Origin of the sequence: Microbispora amethystogenes, assembly GCF_016863015.1 — a bacterium.
GTDB lineage: Bacteria > Actinomycetota > Actinomycetes > Streptosporangiales > Streptosporangiaceae > Microbispora > Microbispora amethystogenes.
Genome location: NZ_BOOB01000039.1, coordinates 91,752 through 112,927 on the forward strand (window position 1 = coordinate 91,752; position 21,176 = coordinate 112,927).

At 73.4% G+C, this 21,176-nt stretch carries 20 protein-coding genes; 8 read left to right on the forward strand and 12 right to left on the reverse strand.

Features of this window, described 5'->3' with window-relative positions:
- Positions 1–72: 72 nt before the first annotated feature.
- The gene (locus Mam01_RS25025; protein WP_204287648.1) at positions 73–975 is read right to left on the reverse strand and encodes a MurR/RpiR family transcriptional regulator; all 903 of its coding nucleotides are present in this window, start codon (positions 973–975) and stop codon (positions 73–75) included.
- A gap of 239 nt (positions 976–1,214) precedes the next feature.
- On the opposite strand from Mam01_RS25025, the gene Mam01_RS37560 reads away from it, so the two are divergent.
- On the forward strand, positions 1,215–2,798 hold the full coding sequence (locus Mam01_RS37560) for an anhydro-N-acetylmuramic acid kinase (RefSeq protein ID WP_307820122.1): 1,584 nt from the start codon (positions 1,215–1,217) through the stop codon (positions 2,796–2,798).
- A gap of 22 nt (positions 2,799–2,820) precedes the next feature.
- On the opposite strand, the gene Mam01_RS25040 is transcribed toward Mam01_RS37560, so the two are convergent.
- Genes Mam01_RS25040 through Mam01_RS25050 form a run of 3 tightly spaced genes read right to left on the reverse strand, consistent with a single transcriptional unit; the run spans position 2,821 to position 5,598 of the window.
- Positions 2,821–3,729 (reverse strand): helix-turn-helix domain-containing protein, encoded by a 909-nt coding sequence (locus Mam01_RS25040; RefSeq protein ID WP_204287649.1) that lies wholly within the window; start codon positions 3,727–3,729, stop codon positions 2,821–2,823.
- 43 nt (positions 3,730–3,772) lie between these two features.
- A complete protein-coding gene (locus Mam01_RS25045) occupies positions 3,773–4,438 on the reverse strand; it encodes a response regulator transcription factor (protein ID WP_204287650.1) in 666 nt (221 codons plus the stop codon).
- On the reverse strand, positions 4,435–5,598 hold the full coding sequence (locus tag Mam01_RS25050) for a sensor histidine kinase (protein ID WP_239101589.1): 1,164 nt from the start codon (positions 5,596–5,598) through the stop codon (positions 4,435–4,437). Before Mam01_RS25050 ends, Mam01_RS25045 begins: the two co-directional genes overlap by 4 nt.
- A 170-nt stretch (positions 5,599–5,768) precedes the next feature.
- Between Mam01_RS25050 and ggt the strand changes: the two genes are divergently transcribed.
- Positions 5,769–7,550 carry a gamma-glutamyltransferase gene (gene ggt, locus Mam01_RS25055; RefSeq protein ID WP_204287651.1) on the forward strand — a complete coding sequence of 594 codons (1,782 nt, stop codon included), beginning with the start codon at positions 5,769–5,771 and terminating at the stop codon, positions 7,548–7,550.
- 97 nt (positions 7,551–7,647) lie between these two features.
- On the opposite strand, the gene Mam01_RS25060 is transcribed toward ggt, so the two are convergent.
- Positions 7,648–7,821, reverse strand: coding sequence for a hypothetical protein (locus Mam01_RS25060; RefSeq protein WP_191909883.1), 174 nt, complete (start codon positions 7,819–7,821; stop codon positions 7,648–7,650).
- A gap of 158 nt (positions 7,822–7,979) precedes the next feature.
- Between Mam01_RS25060 and Mam01_RS25065 the strand changes: the two genes are divergently transcribed.
- Positions 7,980–8,792, forward strand: coding sequence for an SURF1 family protein (locus Mam01_RS25065; RefSeq protein ID WP_204287652.1), 813 nt, complete (start codon positions 7,980–7,982; stop codon positions 8,790–8,792).
- A 57-nt stretch (positions 8,793–8,849) separates the two neighbouring features.
- Complete coding sequence (locus Mam01_RS25070; RefSeq protein ID WP_225311071.1) at positions 8,850–9,194, forward strand: DUF3817 domain-containing protein; 345 nt, start codon at positions 8,850–8,852, stop codon at positions 9,192–9,194.
- 69 nt (positions 9,195–9,263) lie between these two features.
- Here the strand turns inward: Mam01_RS25070 and Mam01_RS25075 are convergent, their stop codons facing one another.
- Together Mam01_RS25075 and Mam01_RS25080 are read right to left on the reverse strand one after the other, a co-directional pair.
- The gene (locus Mam01_RS25075) at positions 9,264–9,458 is read right to left on the reverse strand and encodes a tail-anchor membrane protein (RefSeq protein ID WP_204287653.1); all 195 of its coding nucleotides are present in this window, start codon (positions 9,456–9,458) and stop codon (positions 9,264–9,266) included.
- A 96-nt stretch (positions 9,459–9,554) separates the two neighbouring features.
- Complete coding sequence (locus Mam01_RS25080) at positions 9,555–10,148, reverse strand: hemerythrin domain-containing protein (protein ID WP_239101590.1); 594 nt, start codon at positions 10,146–10,148, stop codon at positions 9,555–9,557.
- Between the two features lie 208 nt (positions 10,149–10,356).
- On the opposite strand from Mam01_RS25080, the gene Mam01_RS25085 reads away from it, so the two are divergent.
- Entirely contained in the window at positions 10,357–11,046 is a 690-nt protein-coding gene (locus Mam01_RS25085; RefSeq protein ID WP_150930120.1) for a response regulator transcription factor, read from the forward strand.
- Between the two features lie 28 nt (positions 11,047–11,074).
- A complete protein-coding gene (locus Mam01_RS25090) occupies positions 11,075–14,446 on the forward strand; it encodes a DUF4153 domain-containing protein (protein ID WP_204287654.1) in 3,372 nt (1,123 codons plus the stop codon).
- 261 nt (positions 14,447–14,707) lie between these two features.
- Here Mam01_RS25090 and Mam01_RS25095 read toward each other — a convergent pair whose 3' ends face one another.
- The gene (locus tag Mam01_RS25095) at positions 14,708–15,574 is read right to left on the reverse strand and encodes an alpha/beta fold hydrolase (RefSeq protein WP_204287655.1); all 867 of its coding nucleotides are present in this window, start codon (positions 15,572–15,574) and stop codon (positions 14,708–14,710) included.
- A 129-nt stretch (positions 15,575–15,703) separates the two neighbouring features.
- On the reverse strand, positions 15,704–16,345 hold the full coding sequence (locus Mam01_RS25100; RefSeq protein WP_204287656.1) for a tetratricopeptide repeat protein: 642 nt from the start codon (positions 16,343–16,345) through the stop codon (positions 15,704–15,706).
- A 124-nt stretch (positions 16,346–16,469) separates the two neighbouring features.
- Between Mam01_RS25100 and Mam01_RS25105 the strand changes: the two genes are divergently transcribed.
- Positions 16,470–17,666: a hypothetical protein gene (locus Mam01_RS25105; protein WP_204287657.1), complete on the forward strand. Its 1,197-nt coding sequence runs from the start codon at positions 16,470–16,472 to the stop codon at positions 17,664–17,666.
- A 29-nt stretch (positions 17,667–17,695) separates the two neighbouring features.
- On the opposite strand, the gene Mam01_RS25110 is transcribed toward Mam01_RS25105, so the two are convergent.
- The gene (locus tag Mam01_RS25110; RefSeq protein ID WP_239101591.1) at positions 17,696–18,340 is read right to left on the reverse strand and encodes a TetR/AcrR family transcriptional regulator; all 645 of its coding nucleotides are present in this window, start codon (positions 18,338–18,340) and stop codon (positions 17,696–17,698) included.
- 36 nt (positions 18,341–18,376) lie between these two features.
- Between Mam01_RS25110 and Mam01_RS25115 the strand changes: the two genes are divergently transcribed.
- On the forward strand, positions 18,377–18,715 hold the full coding sequence (locus Mam01_RS25115; protein WP_204287658.1) for a rhodanese-like domain-containing protein: 339 nt from the start codon (positions 18,377–18,379) through the stop codon (positions 18,713–18,715).
- A 29-nt stretch (positions 18,716–18,744) separates the two neighbouring features.
- On the opposite strand, the gene Mam01_RS25120 is transcribed toward Mam01_RS25115, so the two are convergent.
- Together Mam01_RS25120 and Mam01_RS25125 are read right to left on the reverse strand one after the other, a co-directional pair.
- Entirely contained in the window at positions 18,745–19,740 is a 996-nt protein-coding gene (locus Mam01_RS25120; RefSeq protein WP_150930107.1) for a LacI family DNA-binding transcriptional regulator, read from the reverse strand.
- Between the two features lie 24 nt (positions 19,741–19,764).
- Positions 19,765–21,144: a GH1 family beta-glucosidase gene (locus Mam01_RS25125; RefSeq protein WP_204287659.1), complete on the reverse strand. Its 1,380-nt coding sequence runs from the start codon at positions 21,142–21,144 to the stop codon at positions 19,765–19,767.
- Positions 21,145–21,176: the final 32 nt, after the last annotated feature.

Genomic DNA, 21,176 nt, shown 5'->3' on the forward strand with positions numbered 1-21,176 from the left:
ATTTCGCTGACCCCGCAGCGACAGGGGCGAGACAGCAGCGCCACCGCAGGGCCGGACGGGCGAGCCCGGCGGTCAGGCCGTGCGGGCGCGGCGGTGGGCGTCGCCGAGGTAGTCGTCGAGCGCGACGCGGGTGGCGCGGAGGGCGGCGTCCGAGGCGTCGAAGGTGCGCTGGGCGACGCCGACGAAGAGGCAGTCGACGATGAGCAGCTGGCTGATCCTGCTGGCGAGCGCGCCCGGGCGGAACGCCGACTCGCGCCCGGCCGAGATCAGGACGTGGCCGGCGAGCCCGGCCAGAGACGACCGAGGGTTATTGGTGATCGCCACCACGGTCGCGCCGGCCCTGCGGGCGGCGCGCACCGGTCCCAGCACGTCAGGGGTCTCGCCGGTGCAGCTCACCCCGACGGCGACGTCGCCCTCGCGCAGCAGCGCGGCGCTGGTGAGCGCGAGATGCGCGTCGGTGAAGTGGTTGCCGGGCAGCCCTATGCGCAGCAGCTTCTGCACCATGTCCGCGGCGACGAGGCCGGAGGCGCCGACCCCGTAGACGTCCACGCGGCGGGCGGCGGCGACGGCGTCCACCACCGCGGCGAGGTCGTCGGGGTCGAGTTGGGCCGCCGTGTCGGCGAGCGCCTGCGACTCGGCCCGTGTGACCTTCGCGATCACATCGGTCAGCGGGTCGTCCGGGGCGAGGTCACCGGGGACGAGCCGTTCGGGGGTGTCCCTGGCCACGGCCGCCGCCAGGGCGAACCGCAGCTGGGAGTAGCCGGCGAAGCCGAGCGATCGCGCGGTCCGCACGATCGTCGCCTCGCTGATCCCCGAGATCGCGCTGACCTCCGTGATCGTGCTGCGGGCCACCGAGGCGGGGTCGTCGAGGATGAGACGTGCGATGGTCTGGGCGGCGGGGGTGAGCGAGGGCAGCACCGCACGCACCGTCGCGATCGGATTGACCGGCGTGGCGCCCTCGTTCTCGTTCGTCACGTCAGAGCCTCTCCTGTGCGCGATCAGCGTGGAACCCGCAGCCACCTACCCAGGCGTGACAACGGGCACCGGAAGCCCACATTTCGAGACAAGTCCGCCGTGACCGGCACGGGTGACGCGTCCGTGTGAAGACCTCCTGGGGCAGATTACACGCCCATGACGCTTTCTTTTATCGGGGCTGGTCCGCGGGGAAGTTTCCGCCATGCCCAGGCCGGTACGGACGTGCTGGAGGTGGGCAGGTGCGTGTGCTCGGGCTGATCTCCGGGACCTCCCACGACGGGATCGACGCCGCGCTCGTCGACTGGGTTCCGACCGGCGACGTGCTCGCCGGGGCTGCCGGCTGGGCCGTCGAGGGGGCCGTCGATTGGGCCGTCGATTGGGCCGTCGAGGGGGTCGTGGAGCACACCGGCACGACGCCGTACGCGCCGGAGTTGCGGGCCGCGATCCTGGCCGCGCTGCCGCCGAACCCCACGGACATGGGCGCGGTCTGCCGGCTCGACACGCTGGTGGGCCGGGCGTTCGCCGAGGCGGCGGCGGGCTGCCCGCCGGCCGACCTCGTCTGCTCGCACGGGCAGACGCTGTACCACTGGGTGGAGGACGGCCGGGTGCGCGGCACGTTGCAACTCGGCGAGGCAGCCTGGATCGCCGAACGGCTCGGCGTGCCGGTCGTGTCGAACCTGCGGGCCCGTGACGTGGCCGTGGGCGGGCAGGGCGCCCCGCTCGTGTCGGCCTTCGACCTGCCGCTGCTTGCCGGGCTGATCGAACCACCTGAGCCACCTGGACCACCCGAGCCACCTGGACCACCCGAGCCACCCGGACCGGCCGGACCACCCGGACCAGCGGGACCAGCGGGACCGGCCGGACTCCCCGGACCGGCGAGACCACCCGGGCCGGCGGAGCCAGGGGGACCAGGCGACGCGGGCGAATGGTCCGGACCGGTGGGGCGGCCCGGCGCGCTGAACCTCGGCGGCATCGCCAACCTCACCGTGCCGGCCGACGTGAGCCGGCACGACCACTCTGCGAGCCGCGCCGGGAGCCACACCATGCGCCTGGACGCGGACCGCGCCGAGAACGATACCGAGGGCCACGCCGTGAGCCTGGACGCGGACCGCGCCAAGGACCGCGTCATGAGCCACACCGTGAGCCGCGCCGAGGATCACGCCGTCAGCCGCACCGGGGGCGCGGTGCCGCTCGCCTATGACACGGGACCGGCCTCGGCGCTCATGGACGCGGCCGTGCTCGCCGCCACCGGCAGGCCGTACGACGAGGACGGCCGGCTGGCGGCGGCGGGGCGGGTCCACGAGGGGCTGCTGACCGAGTTGCTCGCCGAGCCCTACTACCGTCGCCCGCCGCCCAAGACGACGGGCAAGGAGCTGTTCCACGCGGGCTACCTCGACCGGGTGGCCGGGCCGTACGGGCTCGGCCTGCCCGACCTGGTGGCGACGCTGGCCGCGCTCACCGCCGAGACCGTCGCGGCGGAGATCCGGCGGCACCGGCTCGGCACGGTGGTGGTCTCCGGCGGCGGGCTGCGCAACCCGGTCCTGATGCGGGAGCTGCGCGAGCGGTCCGGCGGCGTGCGGATGCTGCCGAGCGATCACCTCGGCGTGCCGCCGGACGCCAAGGAGGCCGTCGCGTTCTCCTATCTCGGCTGGCTCACCGCGCACGGCCTGCCGGGCACCGTGCCCGCGTGCACGGGCGCGTCGGGGCCGCGGGTGCTGGGCTCACTCACCCCCGGCCGCGGCCCTCTCCGCCTGCCCACCCCGCTCGCCGCGCCGCCCCGGGTCATCCGCATGAGGGCGGCCGGGGGCCGTCCCGCACGCTGAGGACGTCCCGGCGCGGCCTCGCTCAGCGTGCGGCGCGCAGCGCCGCGATGAACCACTCGAACGCCGGCACCGAGGGCGGGAACGGCGGCCGGTCGTTGAGCACGCCGAGCAGCTGCCAGTAACGCTCCACCCGGCGGTCGGTGAACCGCTCCAGCGAGTCCGCGAGCCGCGCGCGCTCGTCGGCGGGCACGCCGGGGCCGACCAGCCGGTCCACGATCTGCCCGCCCTCCGCCGACTCGGGGCTGATCCCCTGCTCCAGGGCTCGCCCGGCCTCCGTCAGGACCGCCTGCGGGTCGTGCGGCACCGGCGGCGGCTCGGCCTGGCCGGTCGCCATCTGGCGCACCCGCTCGCGGAAGCCGGGGTCGGCGACCAGCCCGGCGAGCTCGATCCAGGCCTCCACCTGCTCGACCGTGGGCTCGTCCGGCAGCTCGTCGGGCAGCCCGCGCATCGACTGCGCGATCCCCGCGCCGGGCGCGGCGGGGTCGGTGCCGGCGAACGTCTCGTCGACGAACTCGTCGATGATCCGCCGCCGCTCTCGCGCGGACAGCTGGGACAGTTCGTGCATCAGTCTCATCTCCTCAGCGGTGCAGTGACCTTCCGCGACCGACCGCATGACGGCGCGCCGGGCCTGGAGGACGCGGATCTCCGCGTCGAGCACGGCGACGTGCGTCCGCGCCACCTCCGTCAGGCCCGTCCGCCTGCTCACGACCCGCTCCACGGTGGGCAGGTCGAGCCCGAGGTCGCGCAGCGTACGCACCAGGTGCAGCCGGGCCACGGCCTCCGTGTCGTAGAGCCGGTAGCCGCCCGCCGACCGGCCCGCCGCCGGGAGCACCCCGGCGTCGGACCAGAACCGGATCGTGCGCACCGGCACGCCGGTCAGACGTGCCAGTTCTCCGATCGTGAGCGGGCTCGGCTCGCTGCGGTCGTTCACATCCACAGCGTGGACCCTCCAGCTGGTGGAGACTCAAGCCCTTTCACGCAAGCCAGCCGGGCTTCACCAGACCCGACTCGTACGCGATGACGACGAGCTGTGCGCGGTCGCGGGCGCGCAGTTTGGTCATCATGCGGCTGACGTGCGTCTTCGCCGTCGCGGGCGACATGAAGAGACGGGCGGCGATCTCGTCGTTCGTCATGCCGGCGCCCACGAGGGCGAGCACCTCCCGCTCCCGCTCGGTCAGCGGGGTGAGGCCGGTGGTGACGCCCGGTTCCTTGGCCCGGGCGGCGTACTCGGCGATGAGGCGGCGCGTCACGCCGGGGGACAGCAGCGCGTCGCCGCCGGCCACCACCCTGACCGCCTGGATGAGCTCGGCCGGCTCGGTGTCCTTGACCAGGAAGCCGCTCGCCCCGCCGCGCAGCGCCTCGAAGACGTACTCGTCCAGTTCGAAGGTGGTGAGCATGATGATCTTCACGTCGGCGAGACCGGGGTCGCCGGCGATGCGGCGGGTGGCGGTCAGGCCGTCGGTGCCGGGCATCCTGATGTCCATCAGCACCACGTCGGGGCGTAGGTCCCGGGTGAGCAGGACGGCCTGCTCGCCGTCGCCCGCCTCGCCCACGACGGTCATGCCCTCCTGCGCGTCGAGCAGGGCCCGGAAGCCGGCCCGCACCAGGGCCTGGTCGTCGGCGAGCAGCACGTGGATCACTTCGGCTCCTTCGATTCGGCGAACGGGGGCAGGGGCAGGGGGAGGCGGGCCGCCACGCGGAAGCCGCCGCCCGGCCGGGGACCGGCCGAGAGCGATCCGCCGAGCGCCGCCGCGCGCTCGCGCATGCCGGGGACGCCGTTGCCGCCTCCCAGCCCCGCCACCGCGCGCGCCGCCCCCGCGCCGTCGTCCTCGATCACCAGGCCCAGCTCCTCGGGGGCGTACGCGACACTGATCGTCACGCGGGAGCCCGGCGCGTGCCGGGAGACGTTGGTGAGCGACTCCTGGACGATCCGGTATCCGGCCCGGTCGATGCCGGGGGGCAGCGGGCGCGGCTCCCCGGCGACCTCCACGGTCACGGGCAGGCCGCTGCCCTCGGCGAGGCCGGCGAGGTGGGCCATCCCGGCCGTGGGAGACCGCGGCGCGCCCTCCTTCAGCAGGCTGAGCACCCCGCGCATCTCGGTGAGCACGTCTCTCGACGCCTGCTTGATCGCGGTCAGCGCGGTGCGGGCCTGCTCCGGATGGTCGTCCAGCAGGTGCAGCGCGGTGGACGCCTGCACGTGGATCAGCGAGATGTTGTGGGCGAGCACGTCGTGCAGCTCCTGGGCCATGGTCAGCCGTTCCTCGCTGGCCTGCCGTCTGGCCTCCTCGCGTTCCACCCGCCGGCGTTCGGCCAGGCGCTCGCGGCGCACCCGGTGCCACTCCGCGACGGTCAGCGTGAGCAGCAGGTACGCCGCGACCGCCGTGTGGTGGAAGAGCCCGGCCCGGTGGGGGATGAGCCAGGTGGCGTAGGCGACGACGAACAGGAAGAACACCCCCGACGCCGACCACGCCGCGCGGCGGTGCCCGTTCCCCACCGCGCTGAAGATCACGATGATCGGGCTGAAGAACACCGGCCCGTACGCGTAGTCGAACAGCATGTAGACCGAGGTCGCGGTGAGCGTGACGACCAGCGCGACGACCGGGGCGCGGCGGCGCAGCGCGATGGCGGCCGGCCCGACCAGCAGCAACGCGCCGCCCCACCAGGTCAGCGGCACCCGCCCGAGGTCCGGGTTGCGCAGCTGCCAGAACTGGGCGCCGATCGTCAGGACCACCTGGGCGATCCCGACGACGACCGGCAGAACGGGATCGACGCGGTGATACAAGTCGGAACGGGAGCGCACATCCGCACGCTAGGCCCTTCCCGCCGATGGTCGCATCCGACCGTGGCCGCATGGCCGCGTACGTCCGGGGGAGTAGCCGGGCGGGCGTCCAAAAGTGGACATTCCCGTTTCGATCTGACTCCGGTGAGTCATGCTGTAGTGATCGTTCACGTGGTGGAGGTGCCGCACGCATGAGGAGTGTCGTCGTCACGTCGCTGGGAGTGCTCACGCTGGCGGGCCTGCTCGTCCCGCCCGCCGAGGCGGCTCCGGCCGTACACACGCCACCTCCCAAGGAGGTCAAACGGCCGGTCGCGGAGGGGTACGGCGGGGCGGTGGCCACCGTGGACCTCGACGCCAGCAAGGCCGCGCTCACGGTGCTGCGCCAGGGCGGCAACGCCATGGACGCGGCGGTGGCGGGGGCGGCCGCGCTCGGCGTGACCGAGCCCTACTCGGCCGGTCTCGCAGGTGGCGGCTTCCTCGTCTACTACGACGCGCGCCACCGGAAGGTGACCACGATCGACGGCCGCGAGACCGCCCCCCGGGCGATGACCTCGACGGCCCTGGAGGGCATCCCGTTCGCCGAGGCGGTCAGCAGCGGCCTGTCGGTGGGCGTGCCGGGCAGCGTCGCGCAGTGGGACCTGGCGCTGCGGAAGTACGGCACGATGTCGCTGCGGCAGGCGCTGCGCCCCGCGATCGAGATCGCCGACAGGGGCTTCGTCGTCGACCAGACGTTCCACGACCAGACCCAGCAGAACGCCGACCGGTTCGCCGACTTCACCCCGACCGCGGCGCTCTACCTGCCGGGCGGGCAGCCGCCTCCGGTCGGGTCGGTCTTCCGCAACCCCGACCTCGCGCGCACCTACCGTGAGCTGGGCATCCGCGGCCCCGCCTGGTTGTACGGCGGCGACCTCGGCCGCGAGATCGTCAACACGGTGAAGAAGCCGCCGGTGCGCGCGGGCGCCACCCGGAACGTCCGGTCCGGGCTCATGGAGGTGAGCGACCTCAGGGCCTACCGCGCGCTCGAACGGCCGCCGACGAAGGTCACGTACAAGGGCATGGACGTGTACGGCATGGCGCCGCCGTCCTCGGGCGGATCGACGGTGGGCGAGGCGCTCAACATCCTGGAGGCGGTGCCGAAGATCGGCCTGCACGAGTATCTGGAGGCCTCCCGGCTCGCCTTCGCCGACCGCAACGCCTACGTCGGCGATCCCGCGTACACGCGGGTGCCGCTCGGGGACCTGCTGTCGGACGGGTTCGCCAAGGAGCGGGCCTGCCTGATCGGCCCGCGGGCGATGCCGCACCCCGCCGCGCCCGGATCCCCCGACGGCTCCTACTCCGCCTGTGCGTCTGCCGCCCCGGCGGCCTCGGCGCCGGAGGAGAAGAAGGAGGGCCCGGAGACCACCCACCTCGTGGTGACCGACCGCTGGGGCGACGTGGCGGCCTACAACATCACGATCGAGCAGACCGGCGGCAGCGGGATCGTGGTGCCGGGCCGCGGCATCCTGCTCAACAACGAGCTCACCGACTTCACCTTCGGCCCGGCGCCCGGCGACCCCAACCTGCCCGCTCCCGGCAAGCGCCCGCGCTCGTCCATGGCCCCCACGATCGTGCTCAAGGACGGCAGGCCGCTGCTCGCCGTGGGTTCGCCCGGAGGCGCCACCATCATCACGACCGTGCTGCAGATCCTGGTCAACCGGCTCGACTTCGGCATGTCCCTGCCCGACGCCGTCGCCGCGCCGCGCGCCTCGCAGCGCAACACCGCCGCCACCCAGGCCGAGCCCGCGTTCACCCAGTGGTACGGCGCGGAGCTGACGGCGCTCGGTCACACCCTGACGGACGTCCCCGGACCGCCGGCGGGGGAGATCGGCGCGGCGACCGGCCTGGAGTTCCTCCGCGACGGCAAGGTCCAGGCCGTCGCCGAGCCCGCACGCCGAGGCGGAGGCAGCGCCCTCGTGGTAGGCACACACCGCTGAAACGGAGGACGACCGCGCCCGAGAGGTCCAGGCCCCGATTGCCCGGGCATGGTGAAGCCGCCGACGGGCGCGGTCGTCGGCGGCTGGTACAGGTATGTCAGCGAACCAGGAGGTACGCCACCACGGCGAGGACGACGACGAGCGCCACCCCGATGGCGATCCACATCGGCAGGCGGGACGGCCGCTCCTGGGAGATCTCCGCGTCCTGCTGCTGAGCGAACACCCGGAAAGCCTGCGTGTTTCCGGCCGGGTCGATCTGAGGGTCGGACATGGGCACGACTCTAGCGACAGACGAGGTCCCCTGGCTGCGATTTGTCGGATTTCACGCTCTCTCGCCGCCGGGCCCGGCCGGACGCGCGCCGCCGCCGGTCGCCGGACAACCCCGGCGCGCGTGCGGGACCGCCGCGACCGGCGGATAGCGTGGTAACCATGCTGCGCACCCTCCTGTCTCCCCGGCTGGTGGCCCTGCACCTGCTGGTCATCGGGGTGCTCGTGTCGTTCACGTTCCTCGGCCGCTGGCAGCTCGGCGTCTTCGAGTCGTCGGGCGCGCCCCGGCGGGCCCCCGATCCCGCTCCGGTTGCCGTCACGCACCTGACCCAGGTCGGGCGGTACGTCGCCGTGGACGACGTGGGCCGCAGGGTGACCGCGACGGGCGTCTACGACGCGGCGAACCAGCTTCTGGTGGCCGACCGGGTCGCCGACGTCGCCGCGCCCGGCGGACGGGCCGCCCGGGGAGACGGATTCTGGCTGCTCACCCCGCTGCGGCTCGCGGACGGCACGGTCGTCCCGGTCGTACGCGGCTGGGTCCGCTCGGCCGGGGATCCCGCGACCGCCGTGCCGGAGGGCACGGTCACGGTGACCGGACGGCTGCGGCACGCGGAGCAGACCGGCGACGTGCAGCGCACCGGGCTGCTCCCGCGCGGCCAGGTGGCGACCGTGTCGACGGCGGAGCTGATCAACATGTGGCCGGACGCGCGGGTGCGGGACGGATTCGTCGTCGCCACCACCCAGGAGCCGCCCTCTCGCGCCACGCCCGTGGCCGTGCCCGCCCCCACCATCGGTGGCGGTCTCACCTGGCGGAACCTCGCCTACGCGCTGCAGTGGTGGGTCTTCGCGTTGTTCGCGGTGTACATGTGGTTCCACTTCGTCCGCGACGCCCTGCGCGGACGGCGGCAGGAGCCCTCAGGGCCGGAGTCGAAGGGGCCGGAGTCGGCGGGGCCGGCCGCGCCCGCGGAGGCCTGACGCACTCCCGCTTCGGGCCCTGGAACCGGAACCGGCGGCCGGCATGGATATCGTGTGGTGACCGTTTCCCCAGCAGAGGTGTTGATCGACGTGGAGTCCGCGCTCAACTTCTACCGCGTCATGGCGTACGTCGTCGGCGTCATGCTGCTCGTGCTCTGTGTCGGCATGGTCGTCAAGTACGGCTTCGACAACGGCACGATGGTCGCGGTGGTCGGGCCGATCCACGGCTTCCTCTACATGGTCTACCTGGTGGCCGCGATCAACCTGGGCCTGATCAAGGCGCGCTGGTCGATCGGCTATCTGCTGCTCGTGCTCGTGTCGGGCACGATCCCGTTCCTGTCCTTCGTCCTGGAGCGGAGCGTCACCGAGCGGGTCCGCAGGACGATCGCCGCCACCTCGTGACGGCGTGCGGGATCCCGGCCGCGCGGCCCGTGGGGGCGGCGGCGGCCAGGACCTTCCGGTGCCGGAGCCTCAGCCGCCGATCTGACGGCGCCGGATGCGCTTGAGGCGCGCCCGCTGCGACTCGTCGAGCATGAAGTAACCGACGACCGGGGCGCCCAGCACGCCGAGCGTGATCAGCCAGGCCAGGAGCGTCGGCACCGGCAGGATGAACACCAGCACGGCCACCACCGCCGCGCCCACGTAGTACTTGCCCAGTGGCGACATCGTCAGGCCTTTCGTGTGGATCCCCAAAGGGGGATCGTCCGCGTCGCCTGGACAACGCCCGGGGCGGGCGGCGAGTTCCGCACACGCCGCCGGCGCTCAGCCCTCGCCGGACTCGGACTTGCCCATCGCCTTGCGGATCAGGTCGCGGGCACGATCCATGATCGCCAGCGGGGGGCCCATCAGGATGTTCTCGGCCGGTGAGGTGACCCCCGGATGCGGGTGCGTGGGCGCGACGGCCTCCGCGGCCTTGACCCCCACGGCCATCGCCCTGCGCTGGCCCTCGGACGTGCACGCCTTCAGTTCGGAGAACTCGTAGCGCTCCTCGGCGGCGGCGTGCGCGAACACGGCGGCCCTGAGCCGCTCCAGCTCCTGGGTGAACCCCGGCGCCGTCGCGTCCATCTCGTCGAGACGGCAGAGCAGTTCCTTCGCCTCTTCCTCCTCCTGCAGGCGGTTGTCCACGATCGCGTCCCCGCCGACCAGCTTGCGCCGGGCGTAGGGATGGACGATCTCCTCCTCGGCCGTCTCATGCACGGCCAGCATGCGGGCGAGGCGGCTGAAGGCCTCCTTGCGCTCCTTCCCGCGGCATCTGTCAACCTCGTCGAACAGCTCCCGGATGAGGGCGTGCTGCTGGATCAGGAGATCGATCACGTCGTTCTCCCGCATGGTCTCCGGCCTTGTCTGGCGGTCCATAGCGCCTCCTTCCTGGTCATATGCGGGCTACCCGGAACCTGGACCCGAAACCACGACCGGCGGAATCGGCGCGGACGCCGCCGCAGGTCACGAGTGGCCCGGCCGCCTCGCCGCGGCCGGGCGCCGCCGCCCGGGCGCGTGACGCGCTGCACGGGATCTGCACAGATGCGCACGGCGCTTCTGCACAGGCGGGTCCTACGCTTCCTGCATGGCCTTCCCCCAGCAACGCCGTGTGCTCGTGGTCGAGGACGACCAGACCATCGCGAACGCCGTACGCCTCAGGCTCCTCGCGGAGGGCTTCGACGTGCGGGTGGCGGGCGACGGAGAGGGGGCGCTCGCGGCCTACGCGAAGGCCGAGCCCGACCTGGTGGTCCTCGACCGGTTGCTGCCCGGCCTGGACGGCCTGGAGGTCTGCCGCAGGATGCAGGCCGCCCGCCCGGTGCCGGTGCTCATGCTGACCGCGCTTGGCGAGGAGACCGATGTGCTGGTCGGGCTGGGCGTGGGAGCCGACGACTACATCACCAAGCCGTTCAGCATGCGGGAGCTCGTCGCCAGGATCCACGCGCTGCTGCGGCGGGTGGAGCGGGCCGGCCTGCTGGCCCAGGAGGAGACGGTGATCCGGATCGGTGAGGTCGAGATCAACACGGCCGAGCGCCGCGTTTTCGTGCGCGGCACCGAGGCGCAGCTCACCCGGACCGAGTTCGACCTGCTGCGGCGCCTCGCCGAGCGTCCCGGCCAGGTCTTCGAGCGGGAGCGGCTGCTCTCGGACATCTGGGGCTTCTCCGAGGCCGCCGCGACCCGGACCGTGGACAGCCACATCCGCGCCCTGCGCCGCAAGCTCGGGTCGGAGGTCGTCCGCACCGTCCACGGTGTCGGCTACGCGCTCGTCCGCCCGTGACGCGCGCCGCGAAGGAAAGAGCCACGCGATGAGGCCGCTCGACTTCCTCGGCCGGATCAAGGTCAAGCTCGGGATCGTGATCGTGCTCGCCGTGGTCGCGGCGTTCGTCGTGAACGAGGTGGGCATCAACTCCGGCCTCACCCGCGACCTGAGGATCGCGATCGCCGTCGCCCTCGCGATGGTCATGGTCCAGTTCCTCGCCCGGGGCATGATCCGGCCGCTGCGCGAGATGGCCGCCGCCGCGCAGACGATCGCCAAGGGCCGGTACGGCCTGCGGGTGACGGCGACCTCCCGCGACGAGGTGGGCGAACTGGCCCGCGCCTTCAACGCGATGGCCGCCGATCTCGCGGAGGTCGACCGGCAGCGGCGCGAACTGGTGGCCAACGTCAGCCATGAGCTGCGCACCCCGATCGCCGGTCTGCAGGCGGTGCTGGAGAACGTCGTCGACGGCGTGTCGCCCCCCGACCTCGACACCCTGGGCACGGCCCTCGCCCAGACGCAGCGGCTGGGCCGTCTCGTGGCCCAGCTTCTCGACCTGTCGCGGCTCGACTCGGGGGCGCGCCTGATCGAGCCGGAGAACCTCGACCTCGCGTCGCTGTGCCGTCAGGCGGTCTCGGAGGCGTCGATCGCGCGTGACGACGTGACCGTCGAGAGCGCGGTGCCGCCGGGGACCGTCCTCGCCGCCGACCCGGCCCTGCTCGCGCAGGTGCTGGCCAACCTGCTCGACAACGCCGTACGGCACAGCCCGCCGGGCGGGAGGGTCCGGGTGGAGACGCGGGCCGCCGGGCCGGCCGTGGAGATCAGTGTGATCGACGACGGCCCCGGCATCCCGCCGGGGGAGCGGGCCCGGGTGTTCGAGCGCTTCTCCCGGCTCGACGCCGGGCGGGCCGCCGACGCGGGCGGCGCGGGGCTCGGTCTCGCGATCGCCAAGGAGATCGCCGAGTTGCACGGCGGGACGATCACCGTGGCCGACCCGCCGCCTGAGAGAAACGGTCACGCACCGGCCGAGGGCTGCCGGATGGTCGTCGCGCTGCCACGGCACAGAGACCCGGCGACCGGGGAGGGCCCGGACGCGCCCCTCCACGCCGGTGAGCGAAGGGGAACCATGAACGCCAAGCAGGCCGGCGAGGGCCGTCCCGGAGATCAGCACGAGGCGGCCGGACCCCCGGCCGCGCCTCGGGAGGCCGGGCTTCGGAACGGTGCGCTTGTGGACGGTGCGCTCACCGATGGGGGAGCGGAGCGCGGGGCGGTCGCGGCCGGTCCCGCGGAGCGACACGACGTGGTCCCGGCTGCGCCTGCGGAGGCCGGGGTTCGGGACGGCCTGCTTGTGGACGGCAACGCGGGGCGCGGGGTGAGCACAGCGGGGCACGGGGAGCACGGCGTCGTCTCGGCCGTGCCCGCGTCTCCCGCGTCTCCCGCGTCTCCGGTGCGTCCGGACGGCGACTCGGCCCGGGAGCACGCGATGGACGACGTAAGGGACGGCACGCGGGGTGCGGAGCGCGGGGAGGAACACCGGCAGGGCGTCATGGCGTCGTGGGGAGAGGGGCGCACGGGGCGGGGGCCCGCGAGTCCGCCTGCCGGCTCGGCTGCCGGTCCGCCGGTGACCTGGCCGTACGCCGCGCTCGCCCAAGCCCGGGCGGGGCGGTCGGCACGGGCCGCTCTCGGCGCGGGCCTCGGCATGGTGGGAGGGTTCCTCGCCGGGCTGATCGCGGCGGCCGTCCTCGGGGTGTACGGCGAAGGGCTGCTGGGCGCGGCCGCGATCCTGCTGTTCACCGTGGGCGGCGCGGCCGCGGGCGCCGCTTTCGGCTCGTCCCCGGTCCACCGGTACTCCGGGGCACCGCACGGGACGCAGCAGGGGACGCCGGGTGAGGCGCCGCAGGAGGAGACACCGTGGAGCGAGGCGCCCGCGTACGTGCCGCCGCCGCTGTTCCCCCGGCCGGATCTGCCGGACGCGCCCCGGTGGCTGTTGCCGGCCGCCGCGGCGGCCGGCCTGGTCGCGGCCGTCGCCCTGCCGTACGCGTCGGCCGGGCTCGGTTCCGTGCTGACGGCGGTGGCGCTGGGGGCGGCGGCCTTCCCGGCGGTGCTGCCTCGGCGGCGGGGCCGGCTCACCCCGTGGACGGTGGCCCTCGGCCTCCTGGCGTACGCGCTGGTCGCCGTGGCCCTCTTCCGCGACGCGGAATGGCTGGTCGCGCCGGTGCTGCTGGCCGCGTTCGCCGTGGGGTCGCTCGCGCTGTCCGGCGGCGGGCGGGGCTGGCTCGGGGTGATCAGAGGAGGGATCTCGGTCGTCTTCGCGATGCTGCCGGTGCCGTGGTTCCTGGCCGGGCCGGTCCGGGATCTGGCCCGGCGTAGCCGCGTGCTGCCCACCCTGGTCGGCGCCGCCGTGACCGTCGTGCTCCTGGGCGTCTTCGGCCTGCTGTTCGCCTCGGCCGACGCCGTCTTCTCGGCGTTCGTCGGCGACCTGCTGCGGACGCCCGACTGGGCCTGGGACCTGCCGTACCGGATCTTCGTATTCTGTGTGTTCGCGGTGCTGGCGGTGGCGGCGGTGCTGGTGGGACTGCGTCCGGTGGCCGAGCCCGCCCCGCCCGACCTGCGGATGTCCCTCGGCCGTCAGGTGTGGATGATCCCGCTGATCGGGCTGAACCTGCTGTTCGCGGCGTTTGTGACCGTGCAGATCACGGTGTTGTTCGGCGGAAGCCGCAGGGTGCTGTCGACGGCGGGCCTCACCTACGCGGAGTACGCCAGGTCAGGCTTCTTCGAGCTCGTCACGGTCAGCGTCTTCGTGCTCGGCATCGTCGCGGGCGCGGTCGCGCTGCTGCGCCGGCAGAGCCGGGCCGACCGCCGGTTGCTCGCCGCGCTGCTCGGCCTGCTGTGCGCGTTCACGCTGGTCGTCCTCGCGTCGGCGCTGCACCGCCTCGGCCTTTACACCGACGCGTACGGCCTGTCGCGGCTGCGGGCCTCGGTGGAGGCGACGATCTGGTGGCTCGGCGCGGTGTTCGTGCTGGTGCTGACGGCCGGGGCGGTCCGCCTGACCGGCGGCGGCGCCGGGTGGTTCTTCCGCGGGCTGGTGCTGCTCACCGGGGTGTCGCTGCTGACGTTCGCGGTCTGGGACCCTGACGCGCGGGTGGCCGAGACTCAGCTCACGATCCGCGGCGTGGAGCGGCTCGACCACGGCTATCTGGGCGACTTGGGGGCGGAGGCCGTGCCGATCCTGGACCGGCTGCCCGAGCCCGACCGCAGTTGCGTGCTGCGGGACGTCGTGACGGCCAACCGTCTCGACCGGCCGGACTCCTGGAACGACTGGAACCTCGCCCGCGCACGCGCCCGCCAGGTGCTGGCGAAGCGGCCGGTCCTGCCGGGCGGCGACTGCCCATCCTCGGACCGCGGATACGTCTACGACTGACCCGAGCCCGACCGGTCCCGTGCCCGACCGACCCCAAGCCGACTGATCCCGTGCCCGACCGACCCCAAGCCGACTGATCCCGTGTCCGAGTGGCCCCAGGCCGACCGACCCTGTGCCCGACCGATCCCGTGCCCGACCGACAGTACGCCCGACTGGCTCACGCTCGGGGTCCGCGTACCCGGCTCTGGTTACGGTGCGCAGGCCATGACCTGAGCACCGCAACGTGAGCGCCGTAATTGAGCACTGTGGCCTGAGCGTGGTTCAGCCCGCGAGGACCTGGCGTAGTGTGACGGCGAAGTTGTCGGGGTCGCCCGGCGCGCCGAACGTGTCGTCGAGGAACCCGCCGTGGTTGCTGGGGAACGTCACGGGCTCGGTGCCGAGCCGCTCGGCGACCGCCAGGCCCCCGCGACAGGCCAGCTGCCCCTCCGACTCGACGCCGACGCCGACCACGACGCGGGTCGGGGCCGCGCGCAGCGCCTCGAAGTCGGGCTCGTAGTGGGTGCAGGTCACGAGGTTCTGCGCGAACAGCGGGTCCTCGCGGGTGCCGTCGTCCTCGGCCGGCAGCCCGAAGTCGGCCGGGTTCGGCCTGGGCTGGTCGGCGAAGTCCGCCGGGATCTCGCCCTGGTGGCTGACGATCGCGATGAACTTCACCATCGCCGGGCCGAAGCCCTCCTTGTCGTACGTCTGCCGGATGTCGGCGACGGCGGCGAGCGCCTGCTCCCGGTCGGGCAGCAGCCGGGCGGTGGGGGGCTCGTGCGCGACGAGCGTGCGCACCTGCTCCGGATGCCGGGCCACGAGCGCGAGCCCGTTGACCGCGCCGCCGCTGCTGGCGAAGATGTCCACGGGCCCGCCGCCGAGCGCGTCGATCAGCCGGTGCAGGTCGTCGGCGTGCAGCTCGGGCGTCGACTCGGCGGCGCCGTCGGTGCGGGTGCTCCGCTCGATCCCGCGGGGGTCGTAGGTCACCACCGTGCGATCCTCGAAGTGCCCCGCCAGGGCGGTGAACCCCCGCGCGTCCATCGGAGATCCGATCATCAGCAGGATCGGCGCGTCGCTCTCCCCGGCCTCGCGCACGTCGTAGTACAGGGTGCAGCCGGGCACCTCAAGGGTGTGGGTCCTGGGCTCGGTCACGTGCTCGCTCCTCTTCGGCGGGTGGAATCGGACCGGCGGAAGCGAGAGCTCTCCATCACGGTCAGTCACACCCTATATCGAACACTCCATCGAATGCGGCCCGAACGGCGAATCGGAGCGGCGCAATCGTCACAGGGCCGCGCGGGCCTCCGCGACCTGCCGCGCGACTCCCTCGGCGCCGCTCTCCTCGGCGAGCTGTGCCGCCTCGCCGAGCAGCCGCAGGGCGTCCTCCCCGCGGTGCTGCGCGGCGGCGATGTAGGCCAGCCCGACCAGGTTGGCGGCGACGCCCGGCTGGAAACCGATCTCCCGGCGCAGCCGCGCCGACTCCTCCAGAAGCTCCCGCGCCGGCTCCAGCCGTCCGGCCAGATGCTCGGCGATACCCAGATGCCTGAGCGCGTACGACATCGTCAGCGTGTCGCCGGTCGCCTCGGCGAGTTCGTACGACCGCCGCAACGCGGCCCCGGCCGCCTCGTGGTCGCGCCGCACGACCTGCTGGAAGCAGCCGATCCAGAAGAGCGCCTCGCCCTCGCCGCGCAGGTCGCCGAGCCGCCGGTAGAGATCGGCGGCGCGTTCGAACAGGTCCTGCTCGCGGGGGTCCTCCTCGCCGCTCTCCAGGAACCGCGCGTGGACGACCCGCCCGCGCGCCAGGGCGAGATCGGCCTCGACCGCGTCCAGCTCCCGACCGGCGTCGGCGAGAGCCGAGGCGTCGCCGCCGAAGACCGCCCGCTCGTAGAGGGTTCCGGCCCGTTCGAGCCGTGGGTCGCCGCTCATGCTCGGTCCCCTCTGTGATCACCAGTGCTGTGATCATCGGTGCGAGGCCGCGAGTCTACTCCCGGGACGGTGTCCAGTACGATCCACGAGGTGGTCGGGAGAGGGCGAGGGGGGCCGCTGATCGATGGACAGCGCTCTGTACGTCTTCGTCGAGGACCTGCGCGCCGAGGGAGTGCGCGGGCTGCTCGACCGGGCCTCCACGTACGGCGTACGCGGCGTCGCGGTGGCCGCGGCCTATCACCAGGCCAGGGACGTCACCCCGCACGGCGCCACACGGCTGACGCTGCGCGGTGACGGCGTCCACTTCCCACCGCCGGAGGATCTGTTCGGCGGGCTGCGCCTGGCTCCGCCCGTGCAGCCGGGGGCGGACGACCGGCCGGTAGAGGAACTGCGCGCGGCCTGCGCCGAACGGGGGATGCGGCTGCACGGCTGGACGGTCTTCCTGCGCAACGCCGCGATCGGCCTGGCCTGCCCCGACGTGACGGTGGAGAACTGCTTCGGCGACCGCGGCGCTCCGACTGACCTGTGTCCCGCGCACCCCGACGTGCGGGCGTACGCCGTGGCGCTGGCCCGGGCCGTCGCCCGGCAGGGGGTGGACACGGTCGTGGCCGAGTCGCTGCACTTCGCGCCCTTCGGCTACGAGCGGTGCTCGGTGCCGCTCGGCCCGATGGACGCCTTCCTGTTCGGCCTGTGCTTCTGCCCCCACTGCATGAGCCGGGCCGCCGACCTCGGGGTGAACGCCGAGACGGCGAGGCAGGAGTGCGCGAGGATCGTCGGGGGCGTGCTGGACGGCGATCCCCCGGCGGAGGGCGAGGTCACGCGGGCGGCGCTGACGGCCTACGCGGGACCGGAGGCGGTGGCGTACGCGCGGGCCCGCTCCGAGAGCGTCACCTCGCTGGTGGGAGAGGTCGCGGCCGCAGTCACGGCGGAGGGCGCGCGGCTGACGTTCACGGACGCGACGGGAGCGGCGAAGGGCTACGCCCACGGGCTGCCCTCGGCCGGTCTGGCCGCGCACGACTCCTGGCAGCTCGGGATCGACCTGGTCGCGCTCGGCGACATCGTCCCGTCGTTCGCGGTCCTCGGCTACGCCCGGGACCCCGCCCGGATCGCCGACGACGTCGCCGCCTACCGCCGGTCGATCGGCAAGAACCCCGAACTGCGCGTCGTGCTGCGACCGGGCGCCCCCGACACCGACTCGGCCGACCGGCTCGCCGCCAAGGTCCGCGCCGCCCGTACGGCCGGGGCAGGCGCGGCCGACTTCCACGCATACGGCCTGGCCTCCTTCGACGCGCTCGCCCGCATCACCGGCGCGCTCGCCTGAAGCCCGAACCGCGCCGCTGGATGGGCCGATCACCCGCCCGCCGGCGCTGATATCAGGGCGTCGGCGAGGGCGGCGAGACCGGCGGTGACCCGGGCCGCGTCGCACTCGCGCAGCACGGCGGTGACGTGCTCGGCGGCGAGCGGGGCGAGCAGCGCGTGGGCGAGGTAGTCGGCGTCCGCGCCGGGGCGTGCCTCGGCGAGCAGGATCGCCAGGTGGCGGTGCCAGAAACGGTAGGCGCCGATCCGATACCTGGCTCCGGGGCTCGCGGTCTCGGAGACGCGCAGCAGATCGAGGTATTCGACGAGGTAGTCGGCGTAGGCCGCGACGAACGCCCGCACCCGGTCGCCCGCTGAGGCGCCGGGCCCCAGCGGCGGCGGCCCGGACAGGATGCGCTCCTGCAGGTCCCGTTCCTTGTCGTCGAGCAGGGCCGCCACGAGCCCCGACTTGTCCCCGAACCGGCGGAACAGCGTGCCCTTGCCCACCCCGGCCTCCGCCGCCACCGCGTCCATCGAGACGGCCTCGACCCCGTGCTCGCGGAACAGCTTCGCCGCCGCCTCCTGCACCCGTCGCCGGTTGCGGGCGGCGTCGGCACGCTCGCGGGGCGGGTCGGCCAGCAGGGAGGTGAGGTCTCTTGACGAACCGGACTGTGGTCCGCTAATTTCTGAGCTGTTCACACAAACGGACTGTAGTCCAGTTAATTGGAGGACGCAATGACCGCGCTCATCAGCAGGGACGAGCTCAAGGCCGCGATCGACGCCAGCGCCGTCACCGTCGTCGACGCGCTCGGCGGCGACTACTACGCCCAGCAGCACCTTCCGGGAGCGATTTCGCTCACGGAGGCGGAGGTGGCCGAGCGGGCCGCCGAACTGCTCCCGGACAGGAACGCCCCGATCGTCACCTACTGCTCGAACCCCTCCTGCCCCAACAGTCAGGCCGTGGCCAACCGGCTGACCGCGCTCGGATACACCGACGTGCGCAAGTATCGGGAAGGCATCCAGGACTGGGTCGAGGCCGGCCTGCCGGTGGAGTCCCTCACCACGGCGTCCTGACCGTTCGGGGTCCTGACCCTTCCGTACGCTCAGGCGGAGTCGCGGACGACCAGCTCGGTGGGGAGGACCACGGAGGCGGCCGGGCCGCCCCGCAGGAGGCCGAGCAGCAGCCGGACCATCGCGGCGGCCTGCTCGCTGACCGGGTGCCTGATCGTGGTGAGCGGCGGCTCGGTGTAGCGGGCCGCCTCGATGTCGTCGAAGCCGACGACCGCCACGTCGTCCGGCACCCGGCGGCCCGCCTGACGCAGGGCCTGCAGCGCCCCGATCGCCATGAGGTCGTTGGCCACGAACACGGCGTCGAGGTGCGGGTCGTCCTGGAGCAGGTGGCGCATGGCGACGGCGCCGGACTGCCGGGTGAAGTCGCCGACGGCGACGATCGAGCGGCGGTCGGAGTCGCGCAGCGCGTCGCGGTAGCCCGTGAGCCGGTCCTGGCCGCCGATCATGTCCTGCGGGCCGGCGATCGTGGCGATGCGCCGCCGGCCCCGGTCCAGCAGGTGGCGCACCGCCTTCTCCGCGCCGCCCACGTTGTCGTTGTCCACGTACGGCAGGGGCACGGGGACGGCCGGCCTGCCGTACGAGACGACGGGGACACCCATCCGCGCGAGGGCGGCGGGCAGCGGGTCGGCGCCGTGCATGGAGATCAGCATGACCCCGTCGACGTGGCCGCCGGCGACGTAGCGCTCGATCCTCGCGTGGCTCTTGGGAGAGCCGGCGAGCATCAGCACGACCTGCCGGTCGGCGGCCTCCAGCTCAAGGCTGGCCGACCGGATGACCGTGGAGAACATCGGGTCCTCGGAGAAGACCCGGGTGGGCGGCTCCGACACCACCAGCGCGACCGAGTCCGTCCGCTGGGTGACGAGGCTGCGCGCCGCCGAGTTGGGGACGTATCCCAGCTCGTCGACGGCGCGCATGACGGCATCCCTGATCTGCGGGGTCACCGTCAGCTGCCCGTTGACGACCCGGGAGACGGTCGCGCGGGACACTCCCGCCCGCGCCGCGACCGCCTCCAGCGTGGGTCGTTTCATGCGTCACCCTGTTTCATCGATCCCCTACAGCCCGTTGCGCCTGACGACCTCGCGATACCAGAGCGCGCTGTCCTTGGGCACGCGCCGCTGGGTCTCGTAGTCGATGTACACGATGCCGAACCTCTTGTGGTAGCCGTAGGCCCACTCGAAATTGTCCAGCAGCGACCATACGAGATAACCCCTGAGGTCCGCTCCCGCGGCGATCGCGGCGTGCGCCGCCCGCAGGTGGCCGTCGAGGAAGGCGACGCGGTCGTCGTCGTGTACGGCGTCACCGGTGGGTTTGTCGTCGAAGGCCGCGCCGTTCTCGGTGATGATCAGCCCGACCTCGGGATAGTCGCGCGACAGCCGTACGAGCAGGCTTTCCAGGCCGGACGGGTCGATGGGCCAGCCCATCGCGGTCGTCGCGCCGGGCGGCGGGTCGAACCGGACGTCCTCGCTGCCGGGGAAGGGCGGGGCGGCGGGCTCACCGGGCCCCGCCGACACGAAGGTCGGGTTGTAGTAGTTGACGCCGAGCAGGTCGATCGGCTGGTGGATGGCCTCCAGGTCGCCGTCCTGGATGTGGCCGAGGCCGCCGTGGCGCGCGACGATCTCCAGCAGGTCCTCCGGGTAGCTCCCGCGGAGGGCCGGGTCGAGGAACTGCCGGTTCAGCAGCCCGTCCACGATCCGCGCCTCGCTCTCGCCGCCGTCCGTCTGGATCACGGGCGAGAGGTTGAGGGTGAGCGCGATCTCGGCGGCGCCGGCCGCGCGCAGGGCCCGCGCCGCCAGCCCGTGGCCGAGCAGCAGGTGATGGGCGGCGCGGAACGCGGCGGCCGGATCGCGCCGGCCCGGCGCGTGCACGCCGGAGCAGTAGCCGAGGAACGCCGCGACCCACGGCTCGTTCAGCGTCGTCCAGGTCCGGACGCGGTCGCCGAGCCGCCCGTGGACGACCGCGGCGTAGTCGGCGAAGCGCGCGGCGGTGTCCCGTGCGGCCCAGCCGCCGGCGTCCTCCAGGGTCTGCGGCAGGTCCCAGTGATACAGCGTCACGTACGGCGTGATGCCGTGGGCGAGCAGCTCGTCCACCAGGCGGTCGTAGAAGCCGAGGCCGGCGGCGTTGACCGTGCCCGCCCCGGTGGGCATGACCCGCGGCCAGGCCACCGAGAACCGGTAGGCCGCCAGGCCGAGGTCGGCCATCAGCCGGACGTCGTCGGCGTAGCGGTGGTAGTGGTCGCAGGCGACGTCGCCGGTGTGGCCGTCGGTGACGTTGCCCGGTGTCTTCGAGAACGTGTCCCAGATCGAGGGGGCCCTGCCGTCCTCGGCGGCGGCGCCCTCGATCTGGTAGGCGGCGGTGGCCGCTCCCCAGACGAAGCCGTCGGGAAAGACGAGTGCGCCCGGCGTGGCCGTGGTCTCCGTGGTCTCCGTGGTCAACCCTTCACAGCTCCCTGCACGATTCCTCCAAC

What these genes read in the sequence shown, in the direction of transcription:
- ggt (WP_204287651.1), top strand. Translation starts at nt 5,769, where the DNA reads ATGAGGAGTGTCGTCGTCACGTCGCTGGGAGTGCTCACGCTGGCGGGC.
- Mam01_RS25060 (WP_191909883.1), bottom strand. Translation starts at nt 7,821, where the DNA reads ATGTCCGACCCTCAGATCGACCCGGCCGGAAACACGCAGGCTTTCCGG.
- Mam01_RS25065 (WP_204287652.1), top strand. Translation starts at nt 7,980, where the DNA reads ATGCTGCGCACCCTCCTGTCTCCCCGGCTGGTGGCCCTGCACCTGCTG.
- Mam01_RS25075 (WP_204287653.1), bottom strand. Translation starts at nt 9,458, where the DNA reads ATGTCGCCACTGGGCAAGTACTACGTGGGCGCGGCGGTGGTGGCCGTG.
- Mam01_RS25080 (WP_239101590.1), bottom strand. Translation starts at nt 10,148, where the DNA reads ATGGACCGCCAGACAAGGCCGGAGACCATGCGGGAGAACGACGTGATC.
- Mam01_RS25085 (WP_150930120.1), top strand. Translation starts at nt 10,357, where the DNA reads ATGGCCTTCCCCCAGCAACGCCGTGTGCTCGTGGTCGAGGACGACCAG.
- Mam01_RS25090 (WP_204287654.1), top strand. Translation starts at nt 11,075, where the DNA reads ATGAGGCCGCTCGACTTCCTCGGCCGGATCAAGGTCAAGCTCGGGATC.
- Mam01_RS25100 (WP_204287656.1), bottom strand. Translation starts at nt 16,345, where the DNA reads ATGAGCGGCGACCCACGGCTCGAACGGGCCGGAACCCTCTACGAGCGG.
- Mam01_RS25105 (WP_204287657.1), top strand. Translation starts at nt 16,470, where the DNA reads ATGGACAGCGCTCTGTACGTCTTCGTCGAGGACCTGCGCGCCGAGGGA.
- Mam01_RS25115 (WP_204287658.1), top strand. Translation starts at nt 18,377, where the DNA reads ATGACCGCGCTCATCAGCAGGGACGAGCTCAAGGCCGCGATCGACGCC.
- Mam01_RS25120 (WP_150930107.1), bottom strand. Translation starts at nt 19,740, where the DNA reads ATGAAACGACCCACGCTGGAGGCGGTCGCGGCGCGGGCGGGAGTGTCC.